The sequence below is a fragment of the Bradyrhizobium sp. KZN70725 genome (assembly GCF_055264925.1).
Genome location: NZ_JBUYWT010000010.1, coordinates 75,843 through 94,369, shown reverse-complemented (window position 1 = coordinate 94,369; position 18,527 = coordinate 75,843). Strand labels below are relative to the sequence as shown.

The 18,527-nt window shown below is 64.9% G+C and carries 18 protein-coding genes; 2 read left to right on the top strand and 16 right to left on the bottom strand.

Features of this window, described 5'->3' with window-relative positions:
• Positions 1-28 precede the first annotated feature (28 nt).
• From ACZBJS_RS12305 to cysG, 14 genes are all read right to left on the bottom strand, one after another.
• Positions 29-1,210, bottom strand: coding sequence for an MFS transporter (locus ACZBJS_RS12305; protein WP_316395941.1), 1,182 nt, complete (start codon positions 1,208-1,210; stop codon positions 29-31).
• A 24-nt stretch (positions 1,211-1,234) separates the two neighbouring features.
• Complete coding sequence (locus ACZBJS_RS12300; protein WP_463438735.1) at positions 1,235-2,626, bottom strand: FAD-binding oxidoreductase; 1,392 nt, start codon at positions 2,624-2,626, stop codon at positions 1,235-1,237.
• Positions 2,627-2,828: 202 nt separating this feature from the next.
• Positions 2,829-3,617, bottom strand: a complete 789-nt coding sequence (locus ACZBJS_RS12295; RefSeq protein ID WP_057016155.1) for a 3-hydroxybutyrate dehydrogenase — start codon at positions 3,615-3,617, stop codon at positions 2,829-2,831.
• Between the two features lie 12 nt (positions 3,618-3,629).
• Positions 3,630-4,799: a DUF3734 domain-containing protein gene (locus tag ACZBJS_RS12290; protein ID WP_456783385.1), complete on the bottom strand. Its 1,170-nt coding sequence runs from the start codon at positions 4,797-4,799 to the stop codon at positions 3,630-3,632.
• A gap of 106 nt (positions 4,800-4,905) precedes the next feature.
• Positions 4,906-5,403 (bottom strand): CAP domain-containing protein, encoded by a 498-nt coding sequence (locus ACZBJS_RS12285; protein ID WP_028334729.1) that lies wholly within the window; start codon positions 5,401-5,403, stop codon positions 4,906-4,908.
• A gap of 199 nt (positions 5,404-5,602) precedes the next feature.
• Positions 5,603-6,652 (bottom strand): sulfate/molybdate ABC transporter ATP-binding protein, encoded by a 1,050-nt coding sequence (locus tag ACZBJS_RS12280; protein WP_463438734.1) that lies wholly within the window; start codon positions 6,650-6,652, stop codon positions 5,603-5,605.
• Entirely contained in the window at positions 6,642-7,604 is a 963-nt protein-coding gene (gene cysW / locus ACZBJS_RS12275; protein WP_233475723.1) for a sulfate ABC transporter permease subunit CysW, read from the bottom strand. Before cysW ends, ACZBJS_RS12280 begins: the two co-directional genes overlap by 11 nt.
• Before the next feature lie 9 nt (positions 7,605-7,613).
• Complete coding sequence (cysT, locus tag ACZBJS_RS12270; protein ID WP_076824967.1) at positions 7,614-8,420, bottom strand: sulfate ABC transporter permease subunit CysT; 807 nt, start codon at positions 8,418-8,420, stop codon at positions 7,614-7,616.
• A gap of 50 nt (positions 8,421-8,470) precedes the next feature.
• Positions 8,471-9,460, bottom strand: coding sequence for a sulfate ABC transporter substrate-binding protein (locus tag ACZBJS_RS12265; protein WP_050387293.1), 990 nt, complete (start codon positions 9,458-9,460; stop codon positions 8,471-8,473).
• Between the two features lie 204 nt (positions 9,461-9,664).
• Positions 9,665-10,393, bottom strand: coding sequence for a phosphoadenylyl-sulfate reductase (locus tag ACZBJS_RS12260; RefSeq protein ID WP_463438733.1), 729 nt, complete (start codon positions 10,391-10,393; stop codon positions 9,665-9,667).
• Positions 10,390-10,905 carry a DUF934 domain-containing protein gene (locus ACZBJS_RS12255; protein WP_016845212.1) on the bottom strand — a complete coding sequence of 172 codons (516 nt, stop codon included), beginning with the start codon at positions 10,903-10,905 and terminating at the stop codon, positions 10,390-10,392. The genes ACZBJS_RS12260 and ACZBJS_RS12255 overlap by 4 nt, the downstream gene beginning before the upstream one ends.
• Positions 10,892-12,547, bottom strand: coding sequence for a nitrite/sulfite reductase (locus tag ACZBJS_RS12250; RefSeq protein ID WP_057016151.1), 1,656 nt, complete (start codon positions 12,545-12,547; stop codon positions 10,892-10,894). Before ACZBJS_RS12250 ends, ACZBJS_RS12255 begins: the two co-directional genes overlap by 14 nt.
• A 12-nt stretch (positions 12,548-12,559) precedes the next feature.
• Positions 12,560-12,877: a DUF2849 domain-containing protein gene (locus tag ACZBJS_RS12245; protein WP_028334721.1), complete on the bottom strand. Its 318-nt coding sequence runs from the start codon at positions 12,875-12,877 to the stop codon at positions 12,560-12,562.
• Positions 12,874-14,325 carry a siroheme synthase CysG gene (cysG, locus tag ACZBJS_RS12240; protein ID WP_463438732.1) on the bottom strand — a complete coding sequence of 484 codons (1,452 nt, stop codon included), beginning with the start codon at positions 14,323-14,325 and terminating at the stop codon, positions 12,874-12,876. Before cysG ends, ACZBJS_RS12245 begins: the two co-directional genes overlap by 4 nt.
• A gap of 247 nt (positions 14,326-14,572) precedes the next feature.
• Here cysG and cysD point away from each other — a divergent pair, with 247 nt between their 5' ends.
• Positions 14,573-15,367: a sulfate adenylyltransferase subunit CysD gene (cysD, locus tag ACZBJS_RS12235; protein WP_057016181.1), complete on the top strand. Its 795-nt coding sequence runs from the start codon at positions 14,573-14,575 to the stop codon at positions 15,365-15,367.
• A 41-nt stretch (positions 15,368-15,408) separates the two neighbouring features.
• Positions 15,409-17,328: an adenylyl-sulfate kinase gene (gene cysC, locus ACZBJS_RS12230; RefSeq protein ID WP_168858367.1), complete on the top strand. Its 1,920-nt coding sequence runs from the start codon at positions 15,409-15,411 to the stop codon at positions 17,326-17,328.
• A gap of 131 nt (positions 17,329-17,459) precedes the next feature.
• Here cysC and ACZBJS_RS12225 read toward each other — a convergent pair whose 3' ends face one another.
• Both ACZBJS_RS12225 and ACZBJS_RS12220 read right to left on the bottom strand, forming a co-directional pair.
• Positions 17,460-18,023 carry a helix-turn-helix transcriptional regulator gene (locus ACZBJS_RS12225; protein ID WP_463438731.1) on the bottom strand — a complete coding sequence of 188 codons (564 nt, stop codon included), beginning with the start codon at positions 18,021-18,023 and terminating at the stop codon, positions 17,460-17,462.
• Between the two features lie 17 nt (positions 18,024-18,040).
• A complete protein-coding gene (locus ACZBJS_RS12220; RefSeq protein ID WP_463438730.1) occupies positions 18,041-18,397 on the bottom strand; it encodes a cupin domain-containing protein in 357 nt (118 codons plus the stop codon).
• Positions 18,398-18,527 lie beyond the last annotated feature (130 nt).

Genomic DNA, 18,527 nt, shown 5'->3' with positions numbered 1-18,527 from the left:
CGCCTAACGGCGTTCAGCCTTGCGCCGGTCAGGCGCGCCTGATGTCCGCCTGCTTCCAAGAGTGGCCGGCAACCATGCGTCGGAAGAACCACAGAACGGCTGGGCAAGCCAGCAGCACGGCGGCGCCGAAGTCGAGCGCCGCGCTCGCGGAGCCGACCGCGGTGGAGAGCTTTCCTCCGATCGCAGGTCCAGCCAGCATGCCGGCGTAAAAGACGGTGTAGAATATTCCCATTCCGATCGGCCGCGTCCTCTGCTCGAGCACGCGCGCAGGCAGGCTCATGATCGGACCGGCAGGCAGGCCGCAGAGGATTCCAAGAGCAATGACGACGGGAAGCACCGTGCCGCTGCGCGACAAGAGCAGTGTCAGGAGCGCGAAGGCGATGCAGCCCGTGATCAGGATGACATCGCCGCGCCTGGTCCGATCGGCGAGGAAGCCGCCCAACGGCACCGAAAGGGCGGCGAGCCAGAGCACGATACTGATGGTTGATCCGGCTGCGGCGCCGGACCAGCCTTGCTCGACCAGCATCGATGGACCGAAACTGAAGATCATCGCAAAACCGATGTTGTAGAGACACCAGATCAGCCCAGCGGCAATCACGGCGCAGATCGTGTCGGCGGTCAGGCTGCCGTGCTTGCCTTCAACCGCGACGGCCGCATCCGGCGCGCGATAAACCAGAGCGATGAGGCCGAGACCGATCAGGATCACCCCGGCGACGGCAAGATTGACGGCATGGAGTCCGAGCGTGGCTCCGATTGCCGGCAACAGCATGAGAGCGACTGCGATGCCGGCCGGCCACGAGTTGATGAAAATGGCCATCGCGGTGGCGATTTCCCGGCCGGCAAACCAGTCCGCGACCATCTTGGTCATCAGAACGTTCAGGAGCACGCCGCCGATGCCGGCAGTCAGTCGGCCCGCGATCTGCACGCTCCACGACGTCGACGTGGTCATCAGCAGTTCGCCTGCCAGCATCATCAGGAGACCGGCAAGGACCACCACCTTGTCGCCATAACGGCGGCCGATCGCGCCGCCAGGCAAGGCAAGCAAGGCGCCCGGCGCAAAGTAGAGCCCGATCAGAACGCCGATATCGGCCAGGCTCGCGCCCAGACCCTGGCTGAGCTGTGGCGCGATGGCCGCGACGCTCTGAAACTGAAAGGCGATGGTGGCACGAGCGACGAACAGAGCAGCAAGAATGGTCCAGCGGCTTCGCATTTGGATTTTCTCCGATGCCCAGAACTATGTCGTCGGCTTGATGTTCTGGTTCAGGCGGAAGAAATTCGTCGGATCGTATTTGTTCTTGAGCGCGACAAGACGTGCGTAATTTTCACCATAGGCATCGCGCACGCGGTCTTCGCCCTCATCCCCCAGGTTGTTGGCATAGACGCCGCCGGTCGAATAGGGCCTGACGGCACTCCACAGCTCGCGCGCCCAACGCATGTTCGCCTCGTCACCGGCCGGATCGTCCCAGATCGCGACCGGAAAGCAGTCGAACGCCGCATCGCGGTTTGCGTAAGGCGAGCTCGATACCGGAACCCGTGCAATTGCGCCGCCGACATGCTGGAGAACCAGCAAGGACGAGGTGTTGGGGGCTCTCGCATAGGCGTTGAGCAGCGCGTCGATCGCGCCGGCACCGATCTCGCGCAGGAATTGCGCCTTCCAGTAATAGCGACGTCCCCGCGGAAACAGGGCATCGCCGCCTGACTGAATCTCGAGATAGGGAACGGTTGCGAGGCGCGTCTCGACGGGCGAGCCGAACTTGACGATCGGCGAAAGGGCGCGCTCACCGTCATGATGCGAGCCGACATAACAACCGGAGATGTTGAAGAACCGCTCGCCCGACGGCAGCATCACAAGGGCCGCATCGACGTTGACCTCATCGGCAGCGTTGCGGGCGAATTCATCGTAGAACTGCATGGCCTCGCGCGCCTGATCGTAAGGATAAAGCGTTGACGCGACGGGCAACGACGTGCCGATCGCATGCAACTGGTATTCGAACGCAGTCACGATGCCGAAATTGCCGCCGCCTCCTCTCAAGCCCCAGAGCAGGTCGGGGTGTTCGGTCGCGCTGGCCCTTAAAACCCGTCCCTCGGCTGTCACCACTTCGGCGGCAATCAGGTTGTCGCAGGTCAACCCGTATTTTCGCCCGAGCTTGCCGAAGCCGCCGCCAAGCGTGAGCCCGGCGATGCCGGTGTCGCTATTGACCCCCATGGTGGTCGCCAGGCCGTGCGCCTGCGTGGCACGATCGAATTCGCCGAGATCGAGGCCGGCTTCCGCGCGCGCGGTGCGCCGGACCGGATCGACATCGATGCGCTTCATCCGGGACAGGTCGATGACCATGCCGCCGTCACAGACCGAGAGGCCAGCGACATTGTGGCCTCCGCTGCGAACGGCCACCGGGAACGTGCGGGACCTCGCGAATGTCACAGCCTCGACCACGTCCCGGGTATCCGCGCAGTAGGCGATCATGGCCGGCCGCCTGTCGACGGCGCCGTTCCAGACCTTGCGCGCCTCGTCGTAACCGGCGCTCCCGTCGAGGACCACTTGGCCCTTGAGCCGTAGCTGGGAGCTGGGCCGAAGCTCGGAATGCGGCTCGCCCATCACCTCGTTATTTGCCTGCCGCTGCTCCATCCGATTTGCTCCTCGTCAGGAATGCCCATGCCATCATCCCACGGCGTGCCAAATCGTCCTGAATCCGATCGGAAAAAGTTGCAAAATTTCGCCAAAAGCGATGGCTCCAGGCGATGGCGACGCTTGCAGCCCCAAAACAAAAGCCGGCCCTGATCCAATCAGGGCCGGCTTGTTCTGAGGCCGCCAAATCCCGCCGGAAAAATTACTCCGCGGTCCAGCCGCCGTCGATCGAGTAGTTGGAGCCGGTGATCTGCGCGGCATCGTCGCTGCACAGGAACAGCGCAAGCGCCGCAACCTGATCGGAGGTCACGAACTCCTTGGTCGGCTGCGCGGCGAGCAGCACGTCCTTGATGACCTGCTCCTTGGTCATGTTGCGCGCCTTCATGGTCTCCGGGATCTGGTGCTCGACCAGCGGGGTCCAGACATAGCCCGGGCTGATGCAGTTGCAGGTAATCTTGTGCTGCGCGAGCTCCAGCGCCACCGTCTTGGTGAGGCCGGCGATGCCGTGCTTGGCCGAGACATAGGCCGACTTGAACGGCGAAGCGACCAGCGAGTGCGCCGAGGCGGTGTTGATGATGCGGCCCCAGCCGCGCTTCTTCATGCCGGGCACCGCGGCGCGGATGCCGTAGAACGCGGACGACAGATTGATCGCGATGATCGCTTCCCACTTCTCCGGCGGGAATTCCTCGATCGGCGCAACGAACTGAATGCCGGCATTGTTGACCAGGATATCGACCGAACCGAAGGTCTTCTCGCCGAGCGCAACCATCTCGGCGATCTCGGCCGGCTTGGTCATGTCGGCCGGCGAATGCACGGCCTTGACCTTGAAGTCGGTCTCGATGCCGGAACGCTCCTTCTCGATATCGGCCGGAACGCCCATGCCGTTGAGAACGATATTGGCGCCGGCACCGGCGAAGGCGCGCGCGATCGCCAATCCGATGCCGCTGGTCGAGCCGGTCACAACGGCGGTCTTGCCTGTCAACGTACCCATTGTCGGTCGCTCCTATTTGCTTGCGGGGGGTGTGGGTTCATCCCCCGTGAGGTCGTAAGTCACCATGGTCTCCCCGGACTGCGGCCGTTCTAGCCATTCTTTGTGACGCATCGACAAATGCACGTCGCGGACGCCCGCGCCCCAGTGCTCGACCATCGCAACATGGGAGAAGTCGTAGTCCTTCGAGGAGCTCTCGTAGTTCTTGCTCTTGTAGATCAGGTGAACCACCGTGACGGTGTTCTCCTTGGACGCCTTGCGCAGCAGCTCGACCGACGGATCGTTCTTCAGGTAATCGGGCAGCTTGCCGATCAGGTCGCGTACCGCCATGCGGGCGTTGTGGATCTGCCGGTTCTTGTCGGTGTTCATCCGCGTCCGGCTGGAATAGCGGATGTCCTTCTCGCGCTCGGCGGCCTCCAGCAGCGTCTCCGGCAACGGCCCGCGCGCGCTGAACAGATCGACCTGGAAGATCAGGAGATCGCGGCTGGTCTCCTCGTCGAGCACGAAGTCGAGCGGGGTGTTGGAAGCGATGCCGCCGTCCCAGTAATGCTCGCCCTCGATGACGACGGACGGAAAGCCCGGCGGCAGCGCGCCCGAGGCCATGATGTGCTCGGGGCCTATCTTCTTGCCGAGCTTCCTGAACTCGTAATTGTCGAAATAGCGGAAATTGCCCGAGGTGACGCTCACCGCGCCGACCGACAGGCGCGTCTTCAGATCGTTGATGCGGTCGAAATCAACGAGGCGCTCCAACGTCTTCTTCAAGGGCCCGGTGTCGTAATAGCTCAGCGATTGCGAGCTGCCAGGCGGCCACAGCGGCGCCGGCGGAATCCGCGGCGTGAAGAAGCCGGGCACGCCGAAGGTCGCGATGATGGCGGCACTGGTCTCGTTGAACAGCGAGCGGGCGCGCTCATGGTTGGAGACCGGATTCCACGGCACCGGCGCCGACACCATCTCCCAGAATTCCTTCAGCCGCGGCACGCGCTCGGCCGGCTCGTTGCCGGCGATGATCGCGGCGTTGATGGCGCCGATCGAGATGCCGGCGATCCATTCCGGCTCGAAGCCTGCGTGGCAGAGGGCCTGAAAGGCGCCGGCCTGATAGGAGCCGAGCGCGCCGCCGCCCTGAAGAACCAGCACGCGCTGCGCTTGCGCCGGCGTCGAGGCAGGCGCGGTGTCGGAAGTATCCATTCGTAACCGTTCGCTCAAAAACGACTTGGGCCGCAACCGTGGCGACAGTTCGCCGCGGCGTCAATCAGCGAGATTATGGGGTTAGATCACGCGGAATTTATCGAGATCAGGTTGCCGCCAAAATGAGCGTCCAGAACACTTTGTACTTGGTGTTGGGAGCATAGACCGCCGCGATGCCCATTTTTGTGACACCGCTCTTCAGCATATTGGCCTTGTGCGGCGGTGAATCACGCCAGCCCGAAAAGGCTTCCGCCAGCGTGTGATAGCCGGCCGAGATGTTCTCGACCGCGACGGTGGCGGGATAGCCTCCGGCCTGCAGCCGCTTGCCGAGCGGGGCCTTTACGTCGTGGTCCATCTTGTTGCGGGCAGCCATCGCCTGCGATTGCTGCTCGGCGAGCTTGGTCAGGTCCGGATCGACCACCACGGTGCCAAGACCATTGTTCTGGCGATACTGCGAAAACATGATCGCGGCCGCCTGGCTATCCAGGACAGCGCCGGGTTGGGCCATGTTGAGATACATGGTCGGCTCTTCCGGGATTTTGGTGTCCGTGCCGCAGCCGGCAAGCAGCAGAAGCCCGAACAGGGCGACCGTCGTCCGTTTCACTGTAAGAAAACCCCCAAAGATTGGCCCGCCGTTGTTGCATACCAACCGTGGCTGAATGGTGAACAGGGGCTAACTTTTGGCTGCGAAATGCCGTCATTCCGGGGCACGAAGCGAGCCCGGAATCTCGAGATTCCGGGCTCGGTCCTACGGACCGCCCCGGAATGACCGTGGATGTGGTCAGGAACCGTCGCCCGGATGCCTACTCCTGGGCGGCAAAGATCCGGTAGCGGCGGGGCTGCAGCGAGACGATTTCGCCAGCCTGGAGCTCGCGGTCGCGGGGGGCGTCGATCTCGATCACGGTCTTGCCCTCGCTCCCCGACAGGGCCACCTCGGCGCGCTGGATCGGACCGAACGAGCGGACATGCCGGATGGCGCCGTCCAGGGCGCCGGTTCCAGCCGGGCCGACCGCCATGTCGTGGCGACGGACGAACAGTTTGGCCGCGCCCGATGCCGCGCCGAGCGCCGGAATGTTCAGGGGACGACCATCCAGCCGCACCGCATCGCCGGCGACGTCGACCGGCAGCACGATGGATTCGCCGATGAAGCCATGCACGAAGGCGGTCGCCGGATTGTCATAGACCTCGCCGGGCGAGCCGATCTGCTCGATCTTGCCCTTGTCCATCACCACGACGCGGTTGGCGACTTCGAGCGCTTCTTCCTGGTCATGGGTGACGAAGATCGAGGTGACGTGGATCTCGTTGTGCAGCGAGCGCAGCCATTGCCTGAGCTCCTTGCGCACCTTGGCATCGAGCGCGCCGAACGGCTCGTCGAGCAGGAGGATCCGCGGCTCGATCGCGAGCGCGCGCGCCAGCGCGATGCGCTGGCGCTGGCCGCCGGACAATTGGCTGGGATAGCGATTGGCCAGCCAATCGAGCTGCACCAGGTCGAGCAACTCCTTGACGCGGGCACGGATCGTCGCCTCGTCCTTGCGGATGGCGCGCGGCTGCACGCGCAGGCCGAAGGCGACGTTCTCGAACACCGTCATGTGGCGGAACAGCGCGTAGTGCTGGAACACGAAGCCGACCTGGCGCTCGCTGGCGCCGCGCGAGAGCGCATTCTCGCCGTCGATCGCGACCTCGCCCGAGTCGGGCCAGTCCAGGCCCGCGATGATGCGCAGCAGCGTCGTCTTGCCGGAACCGGACGGACCGAGCAGCGCCAGCAACTCGCCGTCGGCGACCTTGAGGTCGACATTATCGAGCGCGGCAAAGCTGCCGAACGTCTTTACGATATTCTTGACTTCAATCGCCATCGGGCACCTCTGCCTCGTCGAGCCGCCGTTCGAGAACGGTTTTCGCCACCAGGGTGATCAGCGCCAGCATCGCGAGCAGCGATGCGATCGCGAACGAGGCGACGAACTGGTATTCGTTGTAAAGAATTTCGACCAGCAGCGGCATCGTGTTGGTCTCGCCGCGGATGTGGCCGGAGACGACCGACACCGCGCCGAACTCGCCCATCGCGCGCGCGTTGCAGAGCAGGACGCCGTACAGCAGGCCCCATTTGATGTTGGGCAGCGTGACGCGGAAGAAGGTCTGCAGGCCGGAGGCGCCGAGCGAGATCGCCGCCTCCTCTTCCTGGGTGCCCTGCTCCTGCATCAGCGGGATCAGCGCGCGCGCCACGAAGGGGAAAGTGACGAAGATCGTCGCCAGCGCGATGCCGGGCACCGCGAACAGGATGTGGACGTTATGCGCCTGCAGCCACGGCCCGAAATAGCCCTGCGCGCCGAACAGCAGCACGTAGACCAGGCCCGAAATCACCGGCGACACCGAGAACGGCAGGTCGATCAGCGTGATCAGGAAGGTCTTGCCGGTGAATTCGAACTTCGAGATCGCCCAGGCCGCGATCACCCCGAACACGAGGTTGAGCGTGACCGAGATCGCGGCGATCAAGAGCGTCAGCTTGATGGCGGCGAGTGCCTCAGGCTCCGCCAGCGCCGCGAGATACGCGCCGATCCCCTTCGAGAACGCCGACGCGAACACCACGACCAGCGGCAGCACGACGAAGACGCTGAGGAAGGCGATCGCGAGCGCGATGATGATGAAGCGGATCGGGCCGGGTTCGGTGCGCAAATTGCGCTGCGCCGTCCCCGGCTCCGCGCGACCGATCTCGAGCCGCGGCGCCGGCGCCGCAACGCTGACATCGGTCGTGGGTGCGTAGGTCCGCAGTTGCGTGGTCGAGGTCACCAATCCCGTCTGCATCGACATCGCAAGACCTCAATGCACGGGGATGCGGGCTTGCGCCCAGCGCTGCAGCCGGTTGATCAGGAAGATGATCAGGAACGAGGCCACCAGCATCACGACCGCGATCGCGGTGGCATCGGCGTAGCGGAATTCGGACAGCCGGATCACGATCAACAGCGGCGCGATCTCGGAGACATTGGGCAGATTGCCGGCGATGAAGATCACCGAGCCGTATTCACCGATGGCGCGGGCGAAGGCGAGCGCGAAGCCGGTGAGCAGCGCCGGAATCAAGCTCGGCAGGATGACGCGAAACACGGTGTGCCAGCGATTGGCGCCCAGGCTCGCCGCCGCCTCCTCGATCTCGGGATCAAGATCGATCAGCACCGGCTGCACCGTGCGCACCACGAAGGGAATGCCGATGAAGATCATCGCGATGAAGATGCCGATCGGCGTGAACGCGACCTTGATGCCGAGCTCGGCGAGCGGCGCGCCGAGCCAGCCCTTCTGGGCGAACAGCTGCGTCAGCGCGACGCCGGCGACCGCCGTCGGCAAGGCAAACGGAACATCGACGATGGCGTCGAACAGCCGCCGGCCCGGAAAGCGATAACGCACCAGCGCCCAGACGATGACGGTGCCCATCACCAGGTTGACGCATGCGGCCGCAAACGAAAGCCCAAACGAAATCTTCAGGGCGTTCAGGGTGCGGCGGCTGGTGAGGATGCCCCAGAACTGGTCGAGGCTCAGCTCGAACGTCTTGAGGAACAGCGCGGCCAGCGGAATCAGGATGATAACGGACAGCCATGTCAGGGTCAGTCCCATGGTGAGACCGAACCCCGGCAGGGTACTGCGCCGTGCAACCGCTGTGCTCACATATCCCCCTGATAATCCGATCAGTTCTTGTAGATCTGATCGAAGATGCCGCCCTCGGCGAAGTGCTCCTTCTGGGCCTTGGTCCAACCACCAAAAACGTCGTCGATGGTGAAAAGTTCAACCTTGGCGAAGGATTTTTCGTACTCCTTGGCGATCTCGGGATCGCGCGGTCGGTACGAGTTGCGCGCGGCGATCTCCTGGCCTTCCTTGGTGTACCAGTACTTCAGATAGGCCTCGGCGACGGCGCGGGTGCCCTTCTTGTCGGCGACCTTGTCGACCACGGCGACCGGCGGCTCGGCCAGGATCGACTGCGCCGGGGCCACGATCTCGAACTTGTCCGCGCCGAATTCGCGAAGCGCCAGAAAGGCTTCGTTCTCCCACGCCAGCAGCACGTCGCCGACGCCGCGCTCGACGAAAGTCACGGTCGAGCCGCGCGCGCCGGTGTCGAGCACCGGCACGTTCTGATAGAGATCGGCGACGAACTTCTTCGCCTTGTCCGCGGAGCCGAACTTCTTCTGCGCATAGCCCCAGGCGGCGAGATAGTTCCAGCGCGCGCCGCCCGAGGTCTTCGGGTTCGGCGTGATGACGCTGACGCCGGGTTTAATCAAATCGTCCCAATCCTTGATGCCTTTGGGATTGCCCTTGCGCACCAGGAACACGATGGTCGAGGTGTAGGGCGAGGCGTTGAGCGGCAGCCGCTTCTGCCAGTCGGCCGCGATCAGGCCCTTGCCCGCGATCGCATCGATGTCATAGGCGAGCGCCAGCGTGACGACATCGGCCTGCAATCCGTCGATCACCGAGCGCGCCTGCGAGCCGGAGCCGCCATGCGACTGCTTGATCTCGACGCTCTTGCCGGTTTCCTTCTGATAGGCCGCGGCGAACGCCTTGTTGAAATCGACATAGAGCTCGCGGGTCGGATCATACGACACGTTCAGCAGCGAATAGTCGGCCGCAAAGGCCGAGCTCGCCCACAACAGTCCCGCGACCAGCGGCAGGATACGACGGATCATTTCGCTCTCCATTCAACCTGAGAAATGTCAGGGAACACGCAAGACATAACTCACGGCGAAGTGGTCTTAAGTCAACGAAACCGGTTTTCTTTGTTTTCGGCGGCGCAGCGCGCTTGTGCTACGAAGTTGCCGCACTGCGAAGGCTTTGTCGCGTCGCCAAATCGCGACGAAGGCTCATCGCGATCGAGCGCCCTGCTCCATACCCTATGACATCTTCATCGTATGGATGCCGCATTCCGTCTTGGCCCGGCCGCGCCAGCGGCCGTCGCGCGCATCCTCGCCGGCAGCGGACCGGCTGCTGCAAGGCATACACCCGACCGACTGATATCCCGATGCGACAAGTGGATGCGGCGGCAGCTTGCCGAGCGTGTAGATCGCCTCGATCTCCTCGCGCGAGACGTTGGCGAACGGATTGAATTTCAGCCTGACGCCGTCATCCTCGACAACCGGGATGTCGGCGCGGGCACCGCCCTGGAAACGCTTGCGGCCGTTGATCCAGCCGGCGAACGGCTTCAGCGCACGCGCCAGCGGCTCGACCTTGCGGATGCGGCAGCATGCGTCGGGATCGGTGAACCACAATTCGCGGTCCGGATCCTGGCGCGACAGCGCCTCCTCATCGGGCTTGATCGAACGCACGTCGGTGAGGCCGAGCGTTTCGACCAGCGTGTCACGATAAGCCAGCGTCTCCTCGAACAGCCAGCCGGTATCGAGGAACACCACCGGGATCGCCGGATCGACGTCCGCCATCACCTTGAGCAGCGCGGCGGACTCGGTGCCGAACGACGACACCAGCGCCACCTTCTCGCGGCCGAGCGTCTTGACCGCGGCTGCGATCACCTCGGCGGGTGATGCCGTGCGCAGCGCGCGATCGAGCGCATCGGCCGCTGGCAATGCGGCCGGCGCCACTGCGAGCTCTGGTGGGAGCGTGCTCACTGGCCGGCGCTCTCCGAGTGACGCAGCTGCATGCGGCGGTTGAGTGCGGTGACGCGGCCGTCGCCGGTCGGCTGGTAGAACACCGAATAGCGCTTCATAGTCGCGGCGAACGCGTCGGCGTCGGCGTCCTTCTTCACCTCGAAGGCGTCGAAGCCGGCGCGCGTCATGAACACGAACTGGTCGCGCAGGATCTGGCCGGTGGCGCGCAGTTCGCCGTCATAGCCGTAACGCTCGCGCAGCAGGCGCGCCTGGCTGTAGGCGCGGCCGTCGCGGAAGGTCGGAAACACCAGCGCGACCGAGGCCAGCCGATCGAGATGCGGCACGAGATCGTCGAGGTTACGGTTGTTCGGCCAGATCACCCCTAGCTTGCCGGGACGGCGCAGCAGCGCCTCCGGATCGGCGAGAAAACGCTCGGCGCTCACCAGCACCGCGCCGTCGCCCGGCAGCTCGGCGCCGTCGGCGACATGCACGAACAGATCGGTGGTGATTCTTCCCTGCTTAACGAGTGGCATAGACCCGCTCCCTGATAGGCTCGACGCCCAGACGCTTCACCGTATCGACGAACAATTCCTCGGGACGGTCGCGCAGCGCGAGATAGGCTTCGACAATGTCTTCGATCACGTCGGCGACTTCCGCATAGGGAACGGCCGGGCCGATCAGCGTGCCCAACTGCGCGTTCTCGTCGGCGCGGCCGCCGATCGTGATCTGGTAGAATTCCTCGCCGTTCTTCTCGACGCCGAGAATGCCGATGTGGCCGACATGGTGATGGCCGCAGGCATTGATGCAGCCGGAGATGTTGATGTGCAGCCGGCCGATCAGGTCGGCGGTGTCGTGGTTGGCGAACCGGCGCGTCAGCTCCTGCGCGATCGGGATCGAGCGCGCGTTGGCCAGCGAGCAGTAATCCAGCCCGGGGCAAGCGATGATGTCGGTGACGAGGTTGACGTTCGGCGTCGCGAGGCCGAGGCGGTCGAGCGCCTTGAACAGCTGCGGCAGGTCGCGCTTGGCGACGTGCGGCAGCGCCAGATTCTGCTCGTGGCCGACACGGATCTCGCCGAACGAATATTTGTCCGCGAGGTCGGCGACCGCGTCCATCTGCTCCGCGGTGGCGTCGCCCGGAGGGCCACCGACCGGCTTCAGCGACAGCGTCACGATCGAATAGCCCTGCACCTTGTGCGGCGCCACCGAGTTCTTGCGCCAGCGCTCGAACAGCGGATCATGCGCGGCCTGCTTCAGCTCGTCCGGCATGTGCGGCAGCTTCTCGTAAGGCGGATAGGAGAAGCGCGAGCGGACCTCCTCGATGGCGGCGTGATCGAGCGTCAGCCCGACATCGCCCATCGCCTTCCACTCCTCCTCGACTTCCTTGGCGAACTTCTCGATGCCGAGCTCGTGCACCAGGATCTTGATGCGCGCCTTGTAGATGTTGTCGCGGCGGCCGTACTGGTTGTAGACGCGCAGGATCGCCTCGACATAGCTCAGGATGTCGCGGCCGTGCACGAACGGCTTGATGGTCTTGGCGATGAACGGCGTGCGGCCGAGGCCGCCGCCGACCAGCACCTCGAAACCGGTCTCGCCGTCGGCGTTCTTGTGCAGCCGCAAGCCGATGTCGTGGATCTTGATCGCGGCGCGGTCGTGCTCGGAGGCGGTGATCGCGATCTTGAACTTGCGCGGCAGGAACGAGAATTCCGGATGCAGCGTGGTGTGCTGGCGCAGGATCTCCGACCAGATCCGCGGATCCTCGATCTCGCCGGGCGCCACCCCTGCCCACTGGTCCGAGGTGACGTTGCGCATGTTGTTGCCGGAGGTCTGCATCGCGTGGATGCCGACTTCGGCGAGATCGGCGAGCGCATCGGGCAGCTCGGCGAGCTTGATCCAGTTGAACTGGATGTTCTGCCGCGTGGTGAAGTGGCCGTAGCCGCGATCGTAGCGGCGCGCGACATGGGCGAGCCGGCGCAACTGCTTCGACGACAGCGTGCCGTAGGGGATCGCGACGCGGAACATGTAGGCGTGCAGCTGCAGGTACACGCCGTTCTGCAAGCGCAGGATCTTGAATTCGTCCTCGGTGAGTTCGCCGGAAAGGCGGCGCTTCACCTGGTCGCGGAATTCCGAAACACGCTCGTTGATCAGCGTGCGGTCGAGTTCGTCATATGCATACATGATGGATGAGCCTTACGCCGGCACCTGAAGATCGATCGTGACGCCCTTGGCGCGGATGTGTTCGCGAAGATTGCCCGGCTTGAGCTTGCCGCCGTCCTTGAGCTCGACCGGCGCGATGTAGGGGCCGACCGCGCCGACATCGTCAGCGGTGGCTTCGGCCAAGAGAGCGCGCGCGTCGTCGGAGGTGCTGACGACGGCGGAATCGGACAGTTCGGTGGACCAGCCTTGCTTGGCGGTCCGGTACACCACGGCACCATCCCAGGTGCGGTTGGCGGTCACCACCGAGGGGCCCGTGATCCTGATTTTCTTCTGTTCAAGCGGAGAGGTCATTCGGCAGCTTTCAGCAGTTCGGAGAACATCTGGTTGGAGAAGAGTTGGGTGACGTTGGACCGGCACCACGGCGCGGAATGCGCGACCACGTCGCCGATGATGAGAATGGCCGGACCGCCGTCGACCTGTTTGACCAGTTCGGGCAGCCGCGCCAGCGTGCCGACCGCGGCCTTGGCATCCGGCCGCGTCACGCGCGCGAACACGCCGACCGGCGTCTCCGGCGAGCGGCCCGCGGCAAGCATGCCTTCGCGGATCGAGGGCGCCGCGGTCATGCCCATATAGACGACGACGGTCATCTTCTTGTCCGTCAGCACCGACCAGTCGACAACCTCGGCATCGCGCGCCTTGTGCGCGGTGAGGAAGGTGATGCGCAGCGCCTCGTGCCTGAAGGTCAACGGCACTTCGAATTGCGCGGCCGCGCCCAGACCGGCGGAGACGCCCGGAATGATGGAGTAGGCGACGCCGGCGTCGCGCAGCGCCTCGATCTCCTCGCCGCCGCGGCCAAAGATAAAGGGATCGCCGCCCTTCAGCCGCACCGCGCGCTGGCCCGACTGCGCGGCCTCGATCATCAGTGCATTGATGGCATCCTGGCCGATGCCGGGCTTGCCGACACGGCGGCCGACCGGGATCCGCGTCGCATCGCGCCGGATGCGGTCGAGAATTTCGGACGACACCAATTCGTCATAGAACACGACGTCGGCATCCTGCAGCGCGCGCAACGCTTTCACCGTGAGCAGATCCGGATCGCCGGGACCGGCGCCGACGAGCGTCACGTGACCGATGGCTTTGCCTTCCGCGCTCGCGCCGGCGAATGCGGCGGGATCGGTGATCGCGTTCAGCGCCTGCTCGGCCTCGTCCTTGCGGCCGGCCAGCACCAGCGCGCCGATCGGGCCGTCGACAATGCGCTCCCAGAAGCGGCGACGCAGCGGAAACTCCTCGATGCGGGCGTGGATCGATTTGCGGACGCCGCCGATGAAGCCGGCGAGATCGCCGATCCGCGCCGGCAGCACCGCCTCGATCTTCTCGCGGATGCGGCGCGCCACCACCGGCGACGTGCCGCCGGTGCCGACCGCGACCACGACATCGCCGCGATCGACGATCGCCGGCATGATGAAGGTGGAATGTACGAGGTCGTCCATCACGTTGACCGGCAGGCCGATCGCTTTGGCGCGCACCGACATCGCAACACCGATCTCGCCTGCGCCGGCACAGAGGACGGCGATGACATCGGAAAGATCGGCGGCGAGCGGATCGCCTTCGGCGCGCTCCATCCGCGCGGCGTCCTCCGCCGCAAGACCGGCAATGTCATGATCACCGTCGGTCGCGTACCAGCGCACCGCGGCGCCGGCGGCTGCGAGCAGCCGCAACTTGGCGCGCGCGAGGTCGCCCGCTCCAACGAGCAGCACCTTGCCGCTTTGCAGATCCAGAAACACCGGCAGATATCGCATCAGACACTCGCTTCCCCAACTTGGGGGTTGACTGAAATTATTTTCTATTTATCTCTCGATCAAGGCCAGCAAAGAGAAAATTATTTCTTCTCTATTGCAACGCAACTTTAGAATTTTCAACTCCACAGGCCAAGGCCAAGAGATGCATCTTCTCGACAACGAATCCGTCGCCGCCAGGACGCGGTCCGCAGCGCTTAGCAATGCATCTTCCGTGCCGGGGATTCCCGCCAATCAGGCGCCTCCGTCGATGGATCATCTCGACGAGCTGGAGGCGCAGAGCATCTACATTCTGCGCGAAGCGTTCGCCCGGCTGAAAAAGCTCGCGTTGCTGTGGTCGCTCGGCAAGGATTCCAACGTGATGATCTGGCTGGCGCGCAAGGCGTTCTTCGGCCGCGTCCCGTTCCCGGCATTGCACGTCGACACCGGCAAGAAATTTCCGGAGATGTACGCGTTCCGCGACCGCTTCGGAAAGGAATGGGATCTCGACCTGCGCGTCGAGCCCTGCCCGCCGATCGACAGCGTCGACCCGACCCTGCCGCCGGCCGCGCGTTCTGCCGCGCGCAAGACCGAGGGGTTGAAGCTCGCGCTCAACAAGTTCGGCTTTGACGGATTGATTGCCGGCATCCGCCGCGACGAAGAGGCGACCCGCGCCAAGGAGCGCGTGTTCTCGCCGCGCGGCCTCGAGGGCGAATGGGACGTCCGCGACCAGCCGCCGGAGTTCTGGGACCAGTTCAACGCCTCGCCGCCGCAAGGCGCGCACTTGCGCATCCATCCGATCCTGCATTGGACCGAGGCCGACATCTGGGCCTACACCAAGCGCGAGAATATTCCGATCATCCCGCTCTATCTCGCCAAGGACGGCAAGCGCTACCGCTCGCTGGGTGATGCCGACATCACATTCCCGGTCGCCTCCACCGCCTCCAACATCGACGAGATCCTCACCGAGCTCGACGGCACCAAGGTCCCGGAGCGCGCCGGCCGCGCGCTCGACCACGAGACCGAGGATGCGTTCGAGCGGCTGCGCGTCGCCGGCTATCTCTGACCAACACTTCAAGCAACACCAAGCTTCGTGCGAGCGTTCCGATGAACATGATCCTTCCCACTGCCTCGATCTCGGCAACGCCCAACGGCACGACGCGGCCGCAGGTGCGCATCGTCATCGTCGGCCATGTCGATCACGGCAAGTCGACGCTGGTCGGGCGCCTGCTGCACGAGACCGGCAGCCTGCCCGACGGCAAGCTGGAAATGCTGAAGGCGGTGAGCGCGCGGCGCGGCATGCCGTTCGAGTGGTCGTTCCTGCTCGATGCGCTGCAGACCGAGCGCGACCAGGGCATCACCATCGACACCACCCAGATCCGCTTCCGCACCCGCTCGCGCGACGTCGTGCTGATCGACGCGCCCGGCCACGCAGAGTTCTTGCGCAACATGATCACCGGCGCCTCGCAGGCCGACGGCGCGGTGCTGATCATCGATGCGCTGGAAGGCGTGCGCGACCAGACCAGGCGGCACGGCTATCTCCTGCATCTGCTCGGCGTGAAGCAGGTCGCGGTCGTGGTCAACAAGATGGACCGCGTCGAGTTCAGCGCCGACCGCTTCAAGGAGATCAGCGACGAGATTTCCGCGCATCTGATCGGCCTCGGCGTGACCCCCACAGCCGTGATCCCGATCTCGGCGCGCGACGGCGACGGCGTTGCCGAACGCACGCCGCGGATCGACTGGTACAAGGGCGCGACCGTGGTCGAGGCGCTCGATGCGCTCGAGCCGGCACGCCCGCTGGCCGAACTGCCGCTGCGGCTGCCGGTGCAGGCGATCTACAAGTTCGACGACCGCCGCATCGTGGCGGGCCGCATCGAGTCCGGCAGCCTGAAGGCCGGCGACGAGATCGTGATCATGCCGACCGGCAAGATCGCGCGGATCAAGACCGTCGAGAGCTGGCCGGTGACGCCGGTGAACGCCCCACAGGGCGCTGGGCGCTCGGTCGGCATCACGCTCGACCGCGAGCTGTTCCTTGAGCGCGGCGACATCATCGGACATTCCGGGCAGAGCCCGCGCGACACCCGCCGCATCCGCGCCCGGATCTTCTGGCTGCATGACAAGCCGCTGACCAAGGGCGAGCAGATCCTGATCCGGCTCGGCACCAAGGAAAGCCGCGCCACCGTGGTCGCGATCGAGAAGGCGGTCGATCCCGGCGCGCTGTCCAACGAAGAGAACACCGCGATCGCGCGCAACCATGTCGGCGAGATCGACATCTCGCTGGCGCAGCCGGTTGCAACCGATCCCTACACCGACAATCCGCGCACCGGCCGCCTCGTGATCGAGGTCAACGGCCGTATCGCCGGCGGCGGTCTCGTGCTGTCGGTCGACGCCGGCCGGCCGGCGGTGCCGGTCGATATCGTGCCGGTGGAGTCCGCGCTGCGGCCGGACGAGCGCTCGGCGCGCTACCACCACAACGGCGCGGTGGTCTGGCTGACCGGCCTGCCCGGCTCGGGCAAGTCGACCCTGGCGCGGGCGCTGGAACGGCGCCTGTTCGGCAATGGCGGCTCGCCGATCCTGCTCGATGGCGACACGCTGCGTGCCGGGCTGAACGGCGATCTCGGCTTCTCGCCGCAGGACCGCGCTGAAAACATCCGCCGCCTCGCCGAAGTCGCGACCCATCTGGCGCGCAACGGCCATATCGCCATCGTCGCCGCGGTGTCGCCATCGACCGCCGACCGTGCGGCAGCTCGCCGCATCGCCGACAGCGCATTCCGCGAGATCTATGTCGCAACGCCTGCCGAGGTCTGCGAGACCCGCGATCCGAAGGGCCATTACGCCAAGGCGCGCTCCGGCGGATTGCCGTCTTTCACCGGCATCACCAATGACTACCAGCCGCCGACCGGCAACGAACTGACCATCGACACCTCGAACCGCTCGGTCAGCGATGCCACCGACGAGATCGAGCGGATGCTGGCCACGACTGGCATCCTGTTCGACGAACTGACCGACCTCGCGGCGAATATTTAGCTTCTCTTGCTGTCATCGCGCGGCTTGTTGTCCAGGCGATCCAGTATTCCAGAGACAGCAATTATTGAGCCGATAGGCCGCGGCGTACTGGATGCCCCGCTTGAAGCGGGGCATGACGGCGGTGTTGAGGCCTATTCGGCCGCGCGGCTTGCGGCCCCGTGCCGTACCATCCCAGGCGATTGCCCGGTAACACGCTTGAACGCGCGGCTGAACGCCGCCTGTGACGCATAGCCAAGCCGCTGCGCGATCACATCGATCGGCTGGCGTTCATGCTTGATCCACTGTGTCGCGAGACGCATGCGCAGCTCGGCAAGATAGCGCAGCGGCGATTGCCCGGTCATGGCCTGGAAGCGCTCGGCGAACAGCGAACGCGAGCAACCCGCCTCCGCCGCCAATTCAGCAACAGTCCAGTTGCGGCCGGGCGCGCGATGCAGCGCGCCGATCGCGCGGCCGAGACGCGGATCACGCAAGGCCTCGAACCAGCCCATGGCGTTGTCGCCGCCGCATTCGACCCAGCCACGCACGATCGACGCGGCGAGCACATCGGCGAGCCGCGCCATCACGCCGACGGAGCCGGCCCGCGGCGTGCAGGTCTCCCGCTCCATGGCCTTCAGCATCGGTTCGATTTCCGGCTGGCGCGCAAGCAAGGTGTCGGCCTGCATCACCTCCGGCATCAGCGCGATCAGCGGGCGCATGCCGCCAAGATCGAAATTCATGCAGGCGCTGAAGACCAGGACGACTCGTCCTGCGGGCATCCTTCAGGGCAGGCCGATGTCACATCGACATTGCCGCACAGCGTCTCGGTCTCGAAACGCTCGACGTCGCAACTCGGCTCATCCGGGGCCGAGACAAGATCATGCGCGCCGCCGCGCGGCAGGAAAATCGCGTCACCGCATCCAAGGGGAAGCAGCGTCGCATCAGCGTAGCGCAGAAGTGCCGTGCCATGTGCAACGAAGTGGAATTGCGCGCGTCCGTACGGCGTTTCGAACCGAAACCCGAAGGGCGCCCGCGTCTCGATCCGACGGTAGTGAACGCCCTCAAGCCGCATGCCGAGCAGCAACTCGCTCACCAGATCGACGGCGGCGTCGGTCGTATCGGCGGTGGACGATCTGGACGAATGATCAAACATTGAAGCGTTTATGGCATAGATCGTCCAAAACCTCCAGCCTATGTCTGCGGCGGTGCAACATAGATGGAAG

What these genes read in the sequence shown, in the direction of transcription:
- ACZBJS_RS12305 (WP_316395941.1), bottom strand. Translation starts at nt 1,210, where the DNA reads ATGCGAAGCCGCTGGACCATTCTTGCTGCTCTGTTCGTCGCTCGTGCC.
- ACZBJS_RS12300 (WP_463438735.1), bottom strand. Translation starts at nt 2,626, where the DNA reads ATGGAGCAGCGGCAGGCAAATAACGAGGTGATGGGCGAGCCGCATTCC.
- ACZBJS_RS12295 (WP_057016155.1), bottom strand. Translation starts at nt 3,617, where the DNA reads ATGGGTACGTTGACAGGCAAGACCGCCGTTGTGACCGGCTCGACCAGC.
- ACZBJS_RS12290 (WP_456783385.1), bottom strand. Translation starts at nt 4,799, where the DNA reads ATGGATACTTCCGACACCGCGCCTGCCTCGACGCCGGCGCAAGCGCAG.
- ACZBJS_RS12280 (WP_463438734.1), bottom strand. Translation starts at nt 6,652, where the DNA reads ATGGCGATTGAAGTCAAGAATATCGTAAAGACGTTCGGCAGCTTTGCC.
- cysW (WP_233475723.1), bottom strand. Translation starts at nt 7,604, where the DNA reads ATGTCGATGCAGACGGGATTGGTGACCTCGACCACGCAACTGCGGACC.
- ACZBJS_RS12265 (WP_050387293.1), bottom strand. Translation starts at nt 9,460, where the DNA reads ATGATCCGTCGTATCCTGCCGCTGGTCGCGGGACTGTTGTGGGCGAGC.
- ACZBJS_RS12255 (WP_016845212.1), bottom strand. Translation starts at nt 10,905, where the DNA reads ATGCCACTCGTTAAGCAGGGAAGAATCACCACCGATCTGTTCGTGCAT.
- ACZBJS_RS12250 (WP_057016151.1), bottom strand. Translation starts at nt 12,547, where the DNA reads ATGTATGCATATGACGAACTCGACCGCACGCTGATCAACGAGCGTGTT.
- ACZBJS_RS12245 (WP_028334721.1), bottom strand. Translation starts at nt 12,877, where the DNA reads ATGACCTCTCCGCTTGAACAGAAGAAAATCAGGATCACGGGCCCCTCG.
- cysG (WP_463438732.1), bottom strand. Translation starts at nt 14,325, where the DNA reads ATGCGATATCTGCCGGTGTTTCTGGATCTGCAAAGCGGCAAGGTGCTG.
- cysD (WP_057016181.1), top strand. Translation starts at nt 14,573, where the DNA reads ATGGATCATCTCGACGAGCTGGAGGCGCAGAGCATCTACATTCTGCGC.
- cysC (WP_168858367.1), top strand. Translation starts at nt 15,409, where the DNA reads ATGAACATGATCCTTCCCACTGCCTCGATCTCGGCAACGCCCAACGGC.
- ACZBJS_RS12225 (WP_463438731.1), bottom strand. Translation starts at nt 18,023, where the DNA reads ATGCGCCCGCTGATCGCGCTGATGCCGGAGGTGATGCAGGCCGACACC.